Origin of the sequence: Streptomyces sp. NPDC058469 (genome assembly GCF_042721125.1) — a bacterium.
Taxonomy (GTDB): domain Bacteria; phylum Actinomycetota; class Actinomycetes; order Streptomycetales; family Streptomycetaceae; genus Streptomyces.
This window is the reverse complement of the sequence record NZ_JBHXME010000021.1, coordinates 68,988-84,747: the sequence shown is the minus strand read 5'-3', so window position 1 is coordinate 84,747 and position 15,760 is coordinate 68,988. Positions and strand designations below refer to the sequence as shown.

Here is a 15,760-nt window from a genome sequence, read left to right as displayed (position 1 = left end):
CCACCCACCCGCCACCACCCACCGGCCGCAAGATCAAAAACGGCGCCCCCACCCCTCTGTGGAGGGTCGGGGGGTGTGGGGGGCGGAGCCCCCTGCATCACACCGGCGGCGGAAGTCCGGCCAGACCGCCGCACCCCCACCCTGTTGTGCCGGAACAACGGGGCGGGGGTGCGGGATGACGGGTTGTTGGGTCGACACAACGACGGGCGTCAGCCGCCGTGGTCCTCGCGCCACTCCTTCATCGCCTTGGACACGGTGGCGGGCGCGACACCGACCCGCTCCGCGAACTTCGCCTGCGAGGGCGGCGGCTGCTCGGCGTCCTTCGCCCGGAGGTAGTCCTCCGCCAGGCGCCGGCGCCCGGCACGGTCCTCGGTGTACCGCTCGGCAGGCTGTTCGTACCCCTCCCCCGCGGTGACGCCGGCGGCGCCTTCGCGGTACCCGTTCGCACCGTTCACGGTCGGCACGGCCGCGTACGCGGAGGTGTTCGCGGCGAGCGCTCCGGCGTTCGCGCCCACCAGTTCGCGGTCGCCCTCGGCTGCGGGACCGGCCGGGCTGTACGGGGCGGGCACGGTGCTCCTGACGACCGCCCGCGAGGGTGCAGCCGCAGGTACCGTCGCGCGTTCGCGGTGCGAATCGCGCAGGTCAGAGCCGATCGCGGGGGCCGGATCGGCGGCCGCGACCGGCAGGCGTTCGCTCGCTGGCTCCCAGGACGTTCGCGCTGTCGCCATGTCGACGAGGGGACCGTTCGCGGCCGCCGGGTTCGTCGACATGTCGTTCGCGGGCCCCGTCCCCTCGGCGTACGCACCGTCGTTCGCACCATTCGCGGGACGGTCGCCGGGGGCGAGGGCTTCGCGGTCGGCATTCACGCCGTTCGCGGTGAGCGCGGGGGCAGCGTTCGCGGTCGGCAGGTCGACGTTCGCGATCAGGTGCGCGGGGATCGACAGGCCCCGGCTCGCGTCGCGCATGGCGCGCAGCTCGAACGGCCGGGCCTTCTTCCGCCACTTCCTGCCGTGCCTCTCGCGCAGCTCGTCGCGCAGGGTCAGCCGGTCCCGCTCCAGGTCCAGCGCGGCGGAGCGTGTGTAGACCTCCCACAGTCGCATGCGCCGCCACACCCCGAAGGTGCTGATGGGGGCGAGGACCCAGCGGGCGATCCCGAGCGGCTCGTACTCGTGGCCGTCGGCGATCCGCGCCCGGCGGGCGATGGCCCGGCGCAGGGCCTCGGTGATGACGACGACCAGGCCGGGCATCGTGGCGTGCGCGGCCGCCTCGACGTAGTCCATCCACCCGGCGTTGCCGTTCGCCGGCCAGCCGCTGGACGCGTTGAAGACAACGGTGGCGACGGTCAGCACCCACGCGAACCACCGCAGGATCGGGGCCGGGGTGCGGATCGCGCACAGGAACAGATCGGCGGCGATCAGGCCGATGATCCCGACGTCGATGCCGACGGGGAAGACGTAGGCGAACCAGCCCCAGCCCCAGTCGAGCGCGAGCTGCCGCACCGAGCGGTACGAGCCGGTGAAGCCGATGACCGCGAGGACGGTGGCGGCGCTGGCGACGACGACGGCGGCGGCCATCAGGCCCCCGCGGATCGGGACCAGGACGTCGCCGTCGGCTGCGGCGCTGCTGGCGGGTATCGGCGATCGTCGCTCTGCGCCGGGCACCGCGTGCGTGGTCACGGCGGGCACTCTCCTCGTTCTCGCGGTCTGTGGCGATCAGCACGGTACGCCGAAGTAGGTGACCGGTGATGCCGCTGATGCCGCCGGGCACCAAGAAACCCCCGCCGGCGGACCGGCGGGGGCTCCCCTGCGGAAGGTGACGGCCGGTCACCCGGCCCAGACGATGTCCAGCACGTACAGGTACTGGCGCGGCTGGTTCACGAAGTAGACGACGGTGAGCGGGCCGACGTCGGCCCGGCGGAGGTCCTGCCCCTCCGGGTCGGTCGGGTCCCACTGCGGCCAGCCCCACGGTTGGCGGGAGGCGATGTCGAGCACGTCGCGCACCATCTCCTGCACCTCCGGCTGGAGCTGGGCGAGTACGGCGGACGCGTTCGGGGAGAGCCGGGCGGGCCAGGCCGGGGTCACCCGCGGGACCCGATGACGTCCTCCAGGGGGACGCCGTCGGAGGTGTCCATGCCGCCCGCGAGGAACGCGGCGACCGCCGGGGCGGTGTCCAGGCGGCCGCTCCACTCGCGGATCGTCTCGTGCAGCGGGGTCAGGTCGAACGTCTGCCGGGCCGTCTCCAGGGCGTGACCCCAGTCCCGCTCGAAGGCGGGCAGCCAGTGGGCGGCGCGCGCGTGCCGACTGATGCGCTCGCGCAGCTGCGCGGCGGCCGCCGGGGACGGGGACGGTGCGGGCTGATGGACGGGCTGAGCGGTCATCGCGGTCCTTCCGGTGTCTGGGTTCGAGTGTGGCGGCCGGCGGCGAGGGAGTCGAGAACGGCGGTGCAGGCCTCGGCGAACAGGCCGGTGAACGGCTCCCCCTCCCCCGCGGCCTGCTGGCACTCCCACAGGGCCGCCGCCGCGAGGTCGGCCAGCTCGTCGGCGGCCGCCGCGTCCAGGTGCAGCGTGCCGCCGGGGCCGGTGCCGCAACGGGGCGAGGCCTTCGTGAGCCAGGCGGGCAGTCCTTCGGGATGGCACATGGCGAGGGCCGCGTGCAGAACGCCGGGTGCCGCCACGGCGACGGTCGCCGGGCGGCGGGTGGTGGTGGTCTCGCTCATGTGCTTTCCTCCCTGGCGGGCGCCGGGGCCGATGTCCGCGGCCCCGACGCCCGCCTCGGTCGGGTCGGCCTACGAGGCCCCGAGCAGGTCGGCGACCTGCGGGCCGACGTACTCGTTGATGAGCCGGGCGGCGGTCTCCACGGCGAGCTGCGCGTCGTCCACCAGCTGCTCGGCGCGGTCGGAGGGGACGAACAGGTCCCAGTCCTTGGCGGGCACGAGCATCACGGCGGACGCCAGGACGGCCGTCCGCTTGATGAACGCGGGCGCCCACAGGTGGGGGTACGACTCGCCGCGGCCGTACGGGGCCTCCCAGTCGCCCACCTCGTAGCCGGGGCGGTGCTCGCGGGCGAGCGCCCGGTGGGGCAGCGGCACCGTGACCTTCACGATCGGGTCGCCGTCCTCGTCGCGGTCGAACGTGATCGACAGGTCGGGGCGGATGTCGATGTAGCCGGGCGACATTACCGGCGGGGTCGCGATGCGCCACGCCCACGCGGTGAACTCGGCGCGGTCGGTGCGGTCCTCGGAGTCGAGTTCGGCCGTGCGGGCGCTGATGTACGAGCCGAACCGGCTGCCGCTGCGGCTGTCGGCGTTGCGGCGGTCGTACTCGCGGTCGACGCGGACCAGGGTGGTCGGGTTCCAGTCGGACATGGTGGTGCTCTCCTTGAGGGTGGGGGTCAGCGGCGGAAGGGGTTGCCGAGTTCACCGCGGGCGACGGCCCGCACGAGGGCGGCGACCTCGGCGGCACCGGCCTTCGTGGCGGGGGCGGCGATCGAGACGACGGTGGCGCCGTCGGCGTTCATGCTGATGTCCCAGCCGCCGTTGGAGTAGATGCCGACGACCAGGCTGGCGTCGCCGTGGTAGCCGCCGCGGGGCGTCTCGGGGAGGCGGTCCACGACCGTCATCGTCCGCGATCCGGGCCGGGCGCTCAGGCCGATCTCGGCGGAGGTCAGGGCCTCGATCAGGTCGCGGCGCAGGGCGAAGACCTGTTCGCCGGTGCGCTCGGCGTCGGGGGTGCGGGTGTAGCGGCTGGCGATGACCTCCAGCGCGCCGCCGGCCAGACTCACCGCCCAGTCCCACTCCTTGGGCGGGACGCCGTGCCGCTCGCCCGCCGCCCACAGGTCGCTCAGCAGGGCGGCGGCCTCATCGAGCACGCTCGGCGCGTACAGCGTCCGCAGGCCGGTGGCGGCCTTCTCCACGGCGGCGTACGCCGCGGTGCTCGGGTCGGTGTCGGTGGTGCTCATGTACTTCCCTTCATGGCGGAGCCCGGGGCCGATGGCCCCGGGCCCATGCTGTCGTGCCGTACGGACAGTGCGGCGCGGTATCGGGGCATCTCCGTCCGTGCGGGGCTACTTGGTGAGGTGGTCGAGTGCGCGCTGCAACAGGGGACGGTGCGCGGCGTACAGGGTGCGTCCGGCCGTGCTGACCGCAGCTTCGAGCTGGGCGAGCGAGCCGAAGGGGTACCACGTGGCGTCCAGGGCGTCGTCGGCCGCGACGGCGGTCACCGTGGCGGGCAACAGGTACAGAGCGCTGGTGGAGGCGACCCACGCGCTATCCGTGTTGCGCCAGTCGTCCACGAGGTCCCGGCCAAGGATGACCGGCGGGTGGTCGGAGAGGTCGACGCCGGTCTCCTCACGGAGTTCGCGGCTCAGGGTCGTCGGAGCGGTCTCGCCCGGGTCGCACATGCCGCCCGGGATGGCCTCCTGCTCGATGTCGTCCCGGGTGATCAGCAGCACCTGGCGCCGGGCGCCGCGGCCCGCGACCACGATCGGGTCCGCGGCGGCATTCTCGCCCCACTTCCCCAGATTCCGGCCGGTGCGGCCGGTGCGGCCCTGCGGGTGCAGGGGCCAGCCCCGCCCGTCCAGCTGGAACGGCACGAGCGCGGCGGCCCGCCGGCGGTCCCAGTCGCTCACGTCGGTCGGTGTCTCGGCGGCCTCGGCCCAGTCGGGCACGTGCCGGGTCAGCGCCGCGGGCCGCAGCTCGGGCGGCGTGATGTCCACCGGCGCGTACTGCGGCCAGTCCACCGACCAGCAGCGCCGCTCTTCGGACACGGTCACGCCGGGGTGGTCGACCGGGGCGTAGCCGTCCGGGTCGAGGGCCATGACGTCGGTGGTGCAGCGGGGCTCACTCATGATTCTCCTGGTCAGGCTCATGGGGGCGGCGCCGGACGGGACTCTCACCCCGTCCGACACTGCTAATTCAATCAACTTATGCGGAGGGTGGCAAGCGCGGGTCAGCGCTCAGGCCTTCTGCAACTCGTGGCCGTGGCAGAGGACCGGGCCGATCAGCAGGCCGATCCGGTTGACGGTCCACCGGCCCTCGGTGAGCGGCCCGGGGGCCGCCTGGTCGACGATCCGCCCGGTCTTGCCGACGGCCCGGGGGTCGTCCGCGCAGGCGACGATCAGCACCTTGTCTCCGGCCTCGAACATGTCGCGTCCTTTCGTGAGCGGGTCAGGCGCCGGGCTGACCGGCGGCGGTCCAGGCGGCGTACTCCTGGCGGACGTACGGGCGCTGGCTGGGGTCGAACTCGATCGAGTAGGGCCCGTGGGGCCCGGCGGTCATCTGCGGGTGCTGGCGGTCGAACTGGGCCAGTTCGTACGCGGCCCGGGCGGCGGCACCGCGGGCCCCGGGCCCGGGGTCGTCGACGGCCATGCGGTCCATCAGGGCGGCCCGGCGCAGGAGGAAGACGCGGTCGGCCACCGCGGCGTCGGGCGCGGGCGGCTCGGTGACCACTCCGTCGCGGCGGCCGTCGCGGACGGCGCCCAGCTCCATGACCTCGTGCATCTCGTGGCGCAGGGCGGGGGCGTCGGCGTAGGCCTCGGACGGGGTCGGGGCGTCGAACCCGTCGCCGGTGTCGGGGTTCACCGCGGTGCTCACACCGCCTCCCGGGTGGTGGCGCCGGCGGAGCAGCGGTCGCACCGCACGACGTCCTCGGGGAAGTCGTCGTCGTAGACGGCGAGCAGGTCCATCGGGCTGCGCACCGGCACCCAGGCCGGGCCGGAGCAGCCGCCCAGGCACGGCACCTGCGCCTCGAACCCCCAGTCCATCGGGTCGGGGAACCAGGTGCGGTACGCGAGGGTGATCTCGTCACCGCCGACCGCGAGGGCGCCGATCGGGTCGTGGTGGGGGCGCAGGTGCGTCCAGTGGAAGGCCTGCGCCAGGTCCTCGCCGAAGAACCGGCGGGCCAGCACCCGGCGGGCGTGCTCGGTGTGGTCGCCCTCGACCTGGTGGTCGGCCTGGACGCGGTCGACGGACCGCTGGAGCAGCAGTCGCAGCCGCATCAGCCGGTCGTCGGTGACGACGTGGTCGAAGCCTTCGGCGTGCAGGCCCGGCCGGGCGAGGCTGATCTGCCGGTACTGGCGCCGGACTTCACTGTCGGGGACGCGCCGGTTGTCCGGGCGGCGGGCGTTGCGAGCCAGGCACTGCCGCAACGGCGCGGTCATCACCACGGCAGCCGCGGGCAGTTGGCGGGTGTGGGCGGCCTCGATCAGCCGCTTCCTGACGTCGGCCCGGGTGTTCGTGGCGTCCACGACGCACGTCAGCCCGCGGGCGAGACGGCGCTCCAGGACGGCGTCCAGCAGGAACACCGCGTCGGCGGTGGCCTCCTGGTCGCCCGCATCGCCGGAGACGGTCCACCTGTAGGAGTCGAGTCCCAGCCGGTAGTCGGCGGGCCAGGTGCGGGCGAGGGTGGATTTGCCGGAGCCGCTCGCGCCGATCATCACGATCACGGACGGTTCGGGGATCGGGTTCATGTCGGGGATCTCTCCTGGTCTCGGGTTCGGAGGGCCCCGGGGGGCGGCCGGTGTGTTCCTGGCCGGGATGGCGGCCGCGCCCCGGGGGTCGTGCGGTGCGTGCGGGGCGGTCAGCTGACGGCGGCCAGCCGGGGCGCGTCCTCGCGCTGGCGCCAGGCGTCCAGCACCTTCTTCGGGATGCGCGCCCGGTCCGGCACGTCGTAGCCGTGCTCGCGGGCCCACGCCCGGACGACGCTGGGCTCGTAGTCCCGCTCCTGCCGCTTGCGCTTGGCGCCGGCGGGCTCGGGCTGGAGCGTGCTCTTGCGGGCGCGCAGTGCGGCGAGGCGTTCCTCCAGCTGGTTCTCCTCGCTGGAGATCTTCTCCAGCTCGGCGTCGACGGTGCGGCGCTCGCGCAGTCCGGCGAGGACGGCGGCGGCCTGCTCGCCGTCGGTGCGGACCTTGGCGTCACCGTGGGCGGCGGCCCACTTGAGCAGGTCGGCGACCTCGGGCATGGCCTCGGCGATCGGCTCGGGCGACGGGGCCGGGTCGGGCTGTCCGGTGCCCTGCTCGGTGGCGGTGATGATGGCGGTGACCTCTTCCTTGGGGACGTTCATCTCGGCGGAGATCTGCTCGGGGGTGTAGCCGTCCCGGTGCATGGACCGGACCACGGCGTCGTAGGCGTTCACCTGGGTGTTCTCCTTGCTGCGGGGGTGGATTCGACGGGGCGGAAGCTGGGGGGCGGGCGGCCGGACGACATCCGGCTGCACCTCGTCCAGGAGGCGCCGGAGCGCGGCGATGGTCATGCCGCGAGGCGCAGGCGCTGCGGGAGGCCGCGCAGGGCGGCGAACGCCGGGGCCAGCAGCAGGCGGCGGCCGCGGCGGGTGCGGCCCTTGACCCGGTACATGGCCTGGTCGGCGGCGGTGAGCGCGGCCGACAGGGTCGGCTCGGGGAGGGCGGCGAGCCGGGCGGCGCCGATGGAGGCGCCGACCGTGAGCGTCACGCCCTGGTGCTCGACGGGCTGACGCAGCAGCTCGGCGAGGTCGGCGAGCCGGTCGTCCAGGCGGGCGTCGTCCTCGACGACGGCCACGAACTCGTCTCCCCCGAGCCGTCCGGCGACTCCGTGGGCGCCGCACCAGGCGGTCAGCCGCTCACCGGCGGCCGCGAGGACGGCGTCGCCGGCCGCGTGGCCGTGCACGTCATTGACGGGCTTGAAGCCGTCCAGGTCCGCAAGGAGGACCGCGGCGCGGGGGCGGCGGCGGATGATCCGCTCGGCCCGGCGGGTCCAGCCATCGCGGGTCCACAGCCCGGTCAGCGGGTCGTGGCGGGAGCGGTCCAGCCGCCGGTGGAGGCGGCTGGCGTGCAGCGTCCAACCGCCTGCCAGGGCAAGGACGGCGAGGGCCTGGGTGATGTCCACCAGGTTCGTCATGCCGCCCGCCTCATCGAGTTGCGGCGCACGGCGTTGCGCTCGCCCCGGCTCATCCCGCCCCAGATGCCGAAGTCGGCGAGGTGCGGGTTGGCCAGCGCCCAACTCCGGCAGGCCAGCATCACGGGGCAGCTGAGGCACGCCCTCTTGGCCGCCAGGCCGTTGACGCCCTGCTCGGGGAACCAGTCCTCCGAGTCGCCCTGTCGGCAGGGCTCGGCACCTGTCATCTCCGGGTACGGCACCTCGGGGTCGGCCGGAACGATGTTGATGACCGGAGTTGGCTTGGTCGCCGTCGTCTGGGTCATGATGGAAGTGCCCTTCCTCTACAGGGGGTTCGGGTGGCCCGGGGCGGGCGCATTGCTTGGTCGTGGTGCCGCCCGCCCCGGGGCGGATCTACATCAGGTCGTCGTGCCAGACGACCTTTATGGCGTTGATGTCGGCGACGGCACCGCTGCGGTGCCGGACCGCGCTCTCGGTGTCGACGTCCTCGCGGACCTTGTCGACCACGTCCCCCCGGATGGGGAAGGTGGACGCCGGGTACGTGAACCACTGGACGCCGGTCCGGGGCTGCTCACCCGGGGTGCGGGTCGGGATCTTGACCGCCCAATGCGCCATGAGGTTCACCTCCTTCTTGTTTCTGTGCCGGATACCGGGGCTGTCCCGGCTCCCCTTGCCGCCCCGCTCCCCCGGGCCCGGGCGGCGCGGGCAACCGTCAGCGCAGGGTCTTGGCCAGACGGGCGACGTCGCAGCTGCACGCCCCGCCGTGGGTCATGGCGTGCAGCTCCTCGACGGTCCAGCCGCTGGCCTGCTCGGGACGGCCCTGGTAGGCGTAGGCCTGCTGGCCGCCGCCGGGGGCCTCGGCTCCGTACGGGTAGGTGGCGAACCGCCAACCGGTGACGTGGATCTCGCGGCCGCGGGTGGTGACGTTGCCGATCTGCTCGACCCTGAGCTTCGCGGCGGTGCGCTGCTGCTCCGCCGTACGCCGGTCGGCGTGCTCGGTGAGCTGCCGGTCACGGCGCTCCAGGTCCCGCCGGTGGGCGGCGTCGATGTCGGCGCGCTGCTGTTCGGCGAGGCGGGGGCCGCGGCACTGGTCGAAGGTGTGGCCGGTGACCTCGTGGCCGGAGGCCCGGGTGCACCAGCTGCACACCGAGGGCACCCGGAGCGCCCGCACGGCCGCCTGCAACAGGCTCAGCAGGACCGCGCCCAGGGCGACCCACAGCACAGTGGTGACCACGGCGTCAGCCCTCCTCGGCGCGCGCGCCGGCGGCGGCCATCTGGCGGGTGACCGACTCCACGACCTCCCACACCCGGGCCCCGGCGGCGGCGCCGTACTCGGGGGCGACGAGGGTGACCCGTACGGCGCGGAAGACGTCGTCCAGGGCGCCGCGGCCGATCCCCCGCCAGATGGTGTGCCGAAGGTTCGCGTCGTCGATGTAGCCGCCGAAGCCGGTGTGGGGCTCCCCGCCGCGCAGGGTGACGACGATGCCCCGCTCGCCGGTGTCCAGCGTGTCGGCGACCTCGTACTCCAGGCCCGCCTTCTCGGCGGCGTCGACCAGGGCGCGCAGCAGGTCGTAGTTGCGGACGAAGCCCTCGACGGCCGCCCTCTGCTGCCAGATCAGACCGTCGAACCCCTTCACCGGGTCCATGCCGGGCTGGGAGCCGATGGTGACGTACCCGGCGCGGTTGGCGGCCGCGAGCGTCGGGATCAGCTCCTGAGTCTCCTCATCAGGCCCCCAGTTGGGCTGGTAGCCGGGCCAGCTGGCGACGTGTCCCTCCAGCCAGAGGGCCATGAGGCCCCCGAGCTGACCGAGGTCCTGCGCCGACTTCCAGCGGTTCCGGTCGAGACGGCTCATCCAAGGCAGTCGGATCTTCACAGGGTTCTCCAGACGTTGAGCGGACGAGTGGGTGTGCGGTGGTGCTGGCCAGATCTCCAGGGCCCACGTGCGGGACGCGGACCGAGGGCTACCGGTCAGCTGCTCTTGCGGGGCTTGCGGATCTTCTTCGGCTTCGGCGTCTTGGGCGTGGCCTTCTTCGCGGCCTTCTTCGGCTTGGGCTTGTCCCAGCCGCTGGTGTAGTCGCCGTCGTAGCGCTCCCAGGGCATCGACATATCGGGGATCTCCTTCACGAATCGGCAGGTCAGGCCGTGCGGCGCTCGTCGTCGGCGTCCTTGACGACGTGCAGGGGCGGAAGCTGGCCGGAGGCGCGGAGCATGCCGATCGGGTCGAGCGGGCCGTCGGCGAGGGCAGCGCGGTGGGCGATGGCCTCCTCCATCGCGGCGGCCGCCGCGGACTGCTGGCGGGCCACCTCGATCCGGGAGTTGGCGTCGATCTTCGCGATGGTGATGTCCGCGGTGCGGTCCACCTGGAGCGCGGCCATCTCGGCGGCGTGCTGGGTGGCCACGCGACGGTCGTCGCGGCGGGAGCGGCCGATCAGGACGCTGGACGCAACGACGGCGACGATCCAGATGATCAGCGCCGGGGCGATCGGGTCGGAGTAGACGCCGACCGACAGGGCGCCGAAGGTCAGCGCCATCGACGAGAAGACGGCGCTGGCGGTCTCCTCATCGTTCTTGACGGCGAAGTAGCCGGAGGCGGCCCCGAAGGCGAGCATCAGCCCGGCGGCGCCGACGCTGTGCTCGGCGCCCTGGGCGTTCCAGATCCGGGCCAGGGTCAGCAGCGTGCCGGCGGCCACAGTGGTGCCCGCGTAGGCGCGGTGCTCGCTCAGGAACTCGGCGGGACTCTTCGGCGCGGGCATCTGGCCGGGGGCCGGGGACTGCTTGGACATCGGGGCTCCTCGCGGGCGGGTCAGTCGGTGGAGTCGGGGGTGTCGGCCGTGGCCCGGGCGGCGGCCTGGGCGCGGTGCTCGATCAGCTGGCGGCGCACGTACTCGCGCTTGAAGCCGATGGCGTCGCAGGCCTCGGTCTGCTTGACCTCGCCGCTGTCGATCGCGGCGGCGACGTCGGCCCAGAAGTCGAACTCGGCGTCGGCCTTGCGCTGGTCGCGGGTGACCTTCGCGGCCGCCAGGCGCTGCTGGGCCTGCTGTACGCGCTGGGCCTCGGCGGCCTTGTCGGTGTCAGGCTTGGACATGTCGGGGGCTCCTTCGGGATGGGGGAGGATGGGTTCTCCTCCTGCTCCGGTCTGGAGCGGGTTCGGGGCCCGGGGCGGCCGACTGACCTTGGCCGGGATGGCGGCCGCCCCGGGGCGAAGTCACTCGCTGAGGGCGACCTGCCCCATCGACTCGGCGACGGCGCGGAGCAGGGCGGCGGTGTCGCTGAGCGCGGCCGCCTCCTCCATCTCGCCGTCCTGGGCATAGGCGTTGCGCAGCTGCACGGTCAGCTCGTGTAGCGCAGGCACGGCCAGGCTGGCCTGGAGCGCGAGCCGGATGTCGTCGTAGTCCGCGCCGTTGGTGATGTCCTCGGAGTTGGCCCGGAACGCCGTGGTGGCGTCCCACAGGTCGTCGCCGTCGCGGCTGTCGGGGTCGATCCAGTCGGCGACGTCGTACGCGGCGGCCTCGATCAGCCGGGCGGCCCCCCACGTGGCCAGGATCAGCAGGATCGCCTTGCCGGAGGTGACGTTGAGGACGGTGGTGAACTCAACGACGTCGTTGACCATCCAGGCGAGGACGGCGGCGAGGATGGCGCTGATGCCGACGTTTCCGGCGTGGTCGCCCACCAGGCGCAGGGCGCGGACGGTGAGGCGAAGGGCCCGGAGGGCGCGGCCGCGGGCGTCGGTGGAGTTGAGGTGCATCGCGGTCATGAGCGGGGTTTCCTTCCCGTTGGTGCGAGGCCCTGGCCGGGCTCGCACTCTTAGAATGCCTACTTTTTGTGGGCCTGTCTAGCGTGTGCCCACTATTTATAGGCGTATTTTTGTTTCCGCTGGTCAGGCGGCGTTGGCGACCGGAACGGCGGGGGCGGGGATCGTGGCGTGGGCGGCGGCCGCGAGGCGGGCGACGAGTTCGTGTGCGAACTCGCCCGCCTCGACCAGGGCGTCGGCGAGGTCGGCGTCACCGAGTGCCACGGCGGTGGTGGTCAGCGCGTCCAGGTAGACGGCCATGTCGTAGGCGTCGCCGCGCAGGTCGATCAGGCCGGGCTGGTAGGCGGCCGCGCTGCTGAGGCTGGCGGCGCCGGCCAGGTGCTCGGGCATCCGCTCCTCGGTCAGCTCCTCGATCTGCTTGTCCAGCGCGGCCGCGAGCTGCTCGGTGCTCTCGTGGGCCCAGGTCTTCCCCATGAGGCGGGCGGCCAGGGCGGTGAGCTTGGTGGGGACGTTCACGGGGTGACTCCTTCGTCGGGTCGGGTCCGGCCGGGTGACCGGGCGTCCACGCCGGGCCCCGGACTCTGTGAATCCCGGAGTACGGGAGTTACAGAGTCCGGAACCAGCGGGAACGCCGGGGCTACTTGCTGGCGGTGCTGGTGCGGCGTTCGTCCTTGCCCTCGCGGGCGCGCTCCGCGCGGCGCTCGGCGGCCTCCAGGGCGGCGGCGACCGGTCCGGCGCACTCGGTGCAGGGGATGGAGATGCCGGGGGCGGTGATCTGGCCGGTGTCGTCGCAGACCAGGCACTTCGGGCCCTTCTCGGGGGCCTGGACGCCGTACGCCTTGCGGTAGGCGGAGACCGGCGGCGTCTTCGGGGGCTTCCGCTCCGCCGGGCGCCGGCGGGAGCCCTTGACCGGCTCGACGCCTCCGGCCTGCATCGTCCAGGCCGTCCGCAGCAGGGCGGCCACCGGGCGCATTGCCTCGTTGCGCACCCGCTTGCCGACCCGCTTCTTGACCTTGCGGACCTCCCGGCGGACCTTCGCCTTCGCCTTCCTCCGGCCGTACTTGGCGACCTCGATCGCGCCCTGGCGGATCTCCTTGACGTAGTCGATCGGCGGCGGCGGCTCCTCGCCGAACCCGGCCTCGATCAGCCACAGCCAGTTGACGTCCTGCTCCCCGTTCCGGAAGCGGCAGTACGCCATCCACTGCGACACGTCGATGCGGGGCTCGACCCAGGTGTGCCCGACCGGGCAGGCGGCCTCCACCACGGCGTCCGTGCCGACCTTGTAGGCCAGCCGGAGACCGGCGTCCGCCTCGCACACCGGGCAGGCGATCACGGTCTGAATCCACACCCGGCGCCACGTGTGCTCGGGGTCCTCGACGACGTAGCGGAAGCGGCGCTCGAAGAAGAGGTAGAAGTCGCCTCCGTCGGGGTTGAAGGCCTGCCACGGGTTGATCGGCATCGGATCTCCTCGGTGGAACATTCGTGATCTTCCGGACGTAACAGCGGCGGAACGGGGGGAAACGTGCAGGTCAGGGGCTTGGAACAGGTCCGGAACGGGGCCCGGGGAGGGGGAACATGTTCCGGCCCGGGGCGGGGGTTCCGGCCCTGTTCCGGGCCGGTTCCCCCTCGCTGACCTGCATGTTTCCGGGTGTTCCGGAGCGGATCAGCTCTCGCCGACGAGTCCCTTGAGGTCCCGCAGGCGGTAGCCCTTGATCGTCTTCTCGGCGCCCTTGGGCCGGTACGACTCCTTGGCCCACTTCTGGCCCCGCGGGGCGAGGACCTTGTCGAGCACCAGGGCCAGGACGGCGCCCTTGCTCATCGCCGGGCCGTCGCCGGTGGCGAACCGCTCCAGGTCCCACGTCTCCGGCTGGACCTCGTGCAGGGCGTCGAACAGCTCGTCCTCCGTCAGGCCGCTCGGGTCACCGAGGGACCGGTAGATCGAGCGGATCACCTGGAGGAGGACCGGCAGCTTCTCCTCCTCGACCTCGTCCTCGTCGCCGTCCCACGGGTCGCCGCCGCCGGGGTTCGGCAGGACGACGCCGGGGGCGAAGGCCTTCGACGCGGCGTCCAGCTCGCACATCCCGGCCGCGGCCCGCTCGGTGGCCCGGCGGTCGGCCTCGTCGTCGCTGGTGATGCAGGCCCGGTACGGGATCGGCTCGCAGTAGTCGCCGCCCGCCATCACGTACGCCACGGAGGCGTCGTTGACGGCGTCGCCCATCGCGGGCAGCAGCCGGTCCGGCCGCCATCCCTGGGCCATCGCGCCGCCGCCGGCGATCTGCACGATGTCGTCCTTGTCGCAGGCGCACATGACCTGGACCGGGAGTTCGGCCAGCCACATGTTCGCGCCCACCCGGTCGCGGGTGACGCCCTGCGAGGCGATCTCCACGCCCACGTCGGACTTCAACGAGGTGAGGTTGATCTGCTTGACCAGCTCGTCCAGCCGGAGCGGCTTCTCCTCGCCCTCCTCGGGCTCGGGGAAAGTCTCGCTCTTGGCCGCCATTACCAGAGCCGGGAATTCGTCGATAACGACGGTAATTCCGGGACGCTCCGGGCTGGCCTCCCAGTTCAGGCCCATTCCGAGCCGGTCAAAGAGCTTCGGCCGACCCATTCCCACCGCGAGAGCCCATTCGAGAACGACACGGGCCTCCTTCGGCGTGCGGGCGACCGCCGACATGGCCTTGCGGTACGGCCCGAATCCCGATCCGTACGAACCGAGGTCGATACCGACGATGATCCGGTCACTGGTCGCGGTGAGCGCGTCCAGGCGGGCCCGCAGCATCGTCGACTTCCCCGAGCGGGACTTGCCGATGTACGCGGCGCTGGTCCGCTTGCCCGGAAGGGCCAGGGGACGGCCCGACATGTCGGCACCGAACTGCGCCTTGTGCAATTCGTGCGTGGTGACCGACTTCGGCGCCCGGTAGGGCAATTCCGGAACGGCCTTCCACGGGTCATCTCCCGGAATACGAAGAACGCATTCATTACGGGCTTGCGCCGACTGCTGCAACAGCGCCGAATTCGTGCGCACGCCCGGCAGGCACGCCTCCAGCAGATCCAGGTTCGCCGACAGCTTCTCCGGGGTCTGGTTCTTGAGCACGACCACGATCTCGAAGCCCCAGTTGCGCGGGCGGATCTGCAAGGAGTGGACGGCAACGCCGATCTCCTGGGTCAGCGCCTCGTGCAGCATCGCCTCGAAGGCCCGCGGCGTCATGCCCATCTCGAACCGGTCCGGCAGACCGGCCTCGGTGCGCTCCAGCTCCTCCAGCTGCTCCGGCGACATGTCGGGGCGGCGGCCGACCCGGGCCAGCACCGCGAGGTTGACGAGCACCCCGGCACCCAGACCGATCAGACCGTCCATGAACACGAACCCGGCGGCGTCGATCCCGGCCATCGGCAGGTACGCGGCCGCCGCCCGCTGGAAGAACTTGACGCGGGCCGTGGAGACCGCCGTAGTCGCCTGGACCAGGGCCATCGACGACTCCTGCTGCGCGACGTCGGCCGCCTTCTTCTTCGCGTCCCGCTGGAGCAGTGCGAACTGGGCCCGGCGGGCCGCCCGTGCCGCCTCCAGCGCGAGCATCTCGGCACGCTGCTTGGCGGCGTCGGCGTTCTGGCCCTCGACCCCGCGGACCCAGCGCTGCACGCGCACCCCGCCGCGGATCGTGGTGGGGACGACGCCGCGCGGCGTCCACTGGCGCGACGCCCACCGACGGACCCGGCGCCGGGCCTGGCGCTGGACGTACGCGCGCCGGGCGGTGCGGCCCTCCGGGGTGCGGAGCGTCGGGTGAATCCACGGCGCGTCACCCTCCGCGTCCTCCCCCAGCTCCCACTCGCGGGCCGGGATCACCCTGCCCTCGACCGGCGCGGCCGCGGGCTTGGTCATGTCGACGCGGGCCGCCGGCGCGGCGGGCTCGGGCGCCGTCGTGGTGTCGGAGACCTCGGGCTCGGGCTCGGCCTCAACGAACGGCAGCCGGATCACCTTCGCCACAGTCTCGTCGCGGCCGGTCTTCGCGGTCCGCTCGTCGGTCTCGGTCATGCTGGTCTCGCCTCCTTCTGGGGGTGGTGGCGAGACGGGGACGGCCATCGTCTTGGTCGGTGAGGGACCGGCCCCGTCTCGCACTCTTCGGTTGGTGTTCAGAACCCGGCAC

General features: G+C 73.0%; 23 protein-coding genes. All 23 read right to left on the bottom strand.

Annotation, left to right across the window (positions count from 1 at the left end; all coding sequences use genetic code 11):
* Positions 1-209: 209 nt before the first annotated feature.
* The 23 genes from ACFWP5_RS13515 to ACFWP5_RS13405 all read right to left on the bottom strand — a co-directional run bounded on the left by ACFWP5_RS13515 (position 210) and on the right by ACFWP5_RS13405 (position 15,648).
* A complete protein-coding gene (locus ACFWP5_RS13515; RefSeq protein ID WP_384154645.1) occupies positions 210-1,676 on the bottom strand; it encodes a DUF2637 domain-containing protein in 1,467 nt (488 codons plus the stop codon).
* A gap of 147 nt (positions 1,677-1,823) precedes the next feature.
* A complete protein-coding gene (locus ACFWP5_RS13510) occupies positions 1,824-2,081 on the bottom strand; it encodes a hypothetical protein (RefSeq protein WP_384154643.1) in 258 nt (85 codons plus the stop codon).
* Positions 2,078-2,377, bottom strand: coding sequence for a DUF6247 family protein (locus ACFWP5_RS13505; protein WP_384154640.1), 300 nt, complete (start codon positions 2,375-2,377; stop codon positions 2,078-2,080). The genes ACFWP5_RS13510 and ACFWP5_RS13505 overlap by 4 nt, the downstream gene beginning before the upstream one ends.
* Positions 2,374-2,715, bottom strand: a complete 342-nt coding sequence (locus ACFWP5_RS13500) for a hypothetical protein (RefSeq protein ID WP_384154638.1) — start codon at positions 2,713-2,715, stop codon at positions 2,374-2,376. The genes ACFWP5_RS13505 and ACFWP5_RS13500 overlap by 4 nt, the downstream gene beginning before the upstream one ends.
* A 69-nt stretch (positions 2,716-2,784) precedes the next feature.
* Entirely contained in the window at positions 2,785-3,363 is a 579-nt protein-coding gene (locus ACFWP5_RS13495; RefSeq protein WP_384154636.1) for a hypothetical protein, read from the bottom strand.
* A 26-nt stretch (positions 3,364-3,389) separates the two neighbouring features.
* Positions 3,390-3,956 carry a hypothetical protein gene (locus tag ACFWP5_RS13490; protein WP_384154634.1) on the bottom strand — a complete coding sequence of 189 codons (567 nt, stop codon included), beginning with the start codon at positions 3,954-3,956 and terminating at the stop codon, positions 3,390-3,392.
* Between the two features lie 105 nt (positions 3,957-4,061).
* The gene (locus tag ACFWP5_RS13485; protein ID WP_384154631.1) at positions 4,062-4,844 is read right to left on the bottom strand and encodes an NUDIX domain-containing protein; all 783 of its coding nucleotides are present in this window, start codon (positions 4,842-4,844) and stop codon (positions 4,062-4,064) included.
* 108 nt (positions 4,845-4,952) lie between these two features.
* Positions 4,953-5,141, bottom strand: a complete 189-nt coding sequence (locus ACFWP5_RS13480; protein ID WP_384154629.1) for a hypothetical protein — start codon at positions 5,139-5,141, stop codon at positions 4,953-4,955.
* 22 nt (positions 5,142-5,163) lie between these two features.
* On the bottom strand, positions 5,164-5,589 hold the full coding sequence (locus tag ACFWP5_RS13475; RefSeq protein ID WP_384154627.1) for a hypothetical protein: 426 nt from the start codon (positions 5,587-5,589) through the stop codon (positions 5,164-5,166).
* Entirely contained in the window at positions 5,586-6,464 is an 879-nt protein-coding gene (locus ACFWP5_RS13470; RefSeq protein ID WP_384154625.1) for an AAA family ATPase, read from the bottom strand. The genes ACFWP5_RS13475 and ACFWP5_RS13470 overlap by 4 nt, the downstream gene beginning before the upstream one ends.
* A 110-nt stretch (positions 6,465-6,574) precedes the next feature.
* Complete coding sequence (locus ACFWP5_RS13465; RefSeq protein ID WP_384154623.1) at positions 6,575-7,246, bottom strand: histone-like nucleoid-structuring protein Lsr2; 672 nt, start codon at positions 7,244-7,246, stop codon at positions 6,575-6,577.
* Complete coding sequence (locus tag ACFWP5_RS13460) at positions 7,243-7,869, bottom strand: GGDEF domain-containing protein (protein ID WP_384154621.1); 627 nt, start codon at positions 7,867-7,869, stop codon at positions 7,243-7,245. Before ACFWP5_RS13460 ends, ACFWP5_RS13465 begins: the two co-directional genes overlap by 4 nt.
* Positions 7,866-8,171: a WhiB family transcriptional regulator gene (locus tag ACFWP5_RS13455; RefSeq protein WP_384154619.1), complete on the bottom strand. Its 306-nt coding sequence runs from the start codon at positions 8,169-8,171 to the stop codon at positions 7,866-7,868. Before ACFWP5_RS13455 ends, ACFWP5_RS13460 begins: the two co-directional genes overlap by 4 nt.
* Before the next feature lie 88 nt (positions 8,172-8,259).
* Positions 8,260-8,481 carry a hypothetical protein gene (locus ACFWP5_RS13450; RefSeq protein WP_384154617.1) on the bottom strand — a complete coding sequence of 74 codons (222 nt, stop codon included), beginning with the start codon at positions 8,479-8,481 and terminating at the stop codon, positions 8,260-8,262.
* A gap of 97 nt (positions 8,482-8,578) precedes the next feature.
* Complete coding sequence (locus ACFWP5_RS13445; protein ID WP_384154615.1) at positions 8,579-9,100, bottom strand: hypothetical protein; 522 nt, start codon at positions 9,098-9,100, stop codon at positions 8,579-8,581.
* 4 nt (positions 9,101-9,104) lie between these two features.
* Complete coding sequence (locus tag ACFWP5_RS13440; RefSeq protein WP_384154613.1) at positions 9,105-9,719, bottom strand: DUF6919 domain-containing protein; 615 nt, start codon at positions 9,717-9,719, stop codon at positions 9,105-9,107.
* 116 nt (positions 9,720-9,835) lie between these two features.
* Positions 9,836-9,973, bottom strand: coding sequence for a hypothetical protein (locus ACFWP5_RS13435; RefSeq protein WP_319132841.1), 138 nt, complete (start codon positions 9,971-9,973; stop codon positions 9,836-9,838).
* A gap of 29 nt (positions 9,974-10,002) precedes the next feature.
* Positions 10,003-10,650, bottom strand: coding sequence for a hypothetical protein (locus ACFWP5_RS13430; RefSeq protein WP_384154610.1), 648 nt, complete (start codon positions 10,648-10,650; stop codon positions 10,003-10,005).
* A gap of 20 nt (positions 10,651-10,670) precedes the next feature.
* Positions 10,671-10,952 (bottom strand): hypothetical protein, encoded by a 282-nt coding sequence (locus ACFWP5_RS13425; protein WP_384154608.1) that lies wholly within the window; start codon positions 10,950-10,952, stop codon positions 10,671-10,673.
* A 120-nt stretch (positions 10,953-11,072) separates the two neighbouring features.
* Entirely contained in the window at positions 11,073-11,621 is a 549-nt protein-coding gene (locus ACFWP5_RS13420; RefSeq protein ID WP_384154606.1) for a hypothetical protein, read from the bottom strand.
* 123 nt (positions 11,622-11,744) lie between these two features.
* The gene (locus tag ACFWP5_RS13415; RefSeq protein ID WP_384154604.1) at positions 11,745-12,134 is read right to left on the bottom strand and encodes a hypothetical protein; all 390 of its coding nucleotides are present in this window, start codon (positions 12,132-12,134) and stop codon (positions 11,745-11,747) included.
* 121 nt (positions 12,135-12,255) lie between these two features.
* Complete coding sequence (locus tag ACFWP5_RS13410; RefSeq protein ID WP_384154602.1) at positions 12,256-13,077, bottom strand: hypothetical protein; 822 nt, start codon at positions 13,075-13,077, stop codon at positions 12,256-12,258.
* A 204-nt stretch (positions 13,078-13,281) separates the two neighbouring features.
* Positions 13,282-15,648 (bottom strand): hypothetical protein, encoded by a 2,367-nt coding sequence (locus ACFWP5_RS13405; RefSeq protein WP_384154600.1) that lies wholly within the window; start codon positions 15,646-15,648, stop codon positions 13,282-13,284.
* Positions 15,649-15,760: the final 112 nt, after the last annotated feature.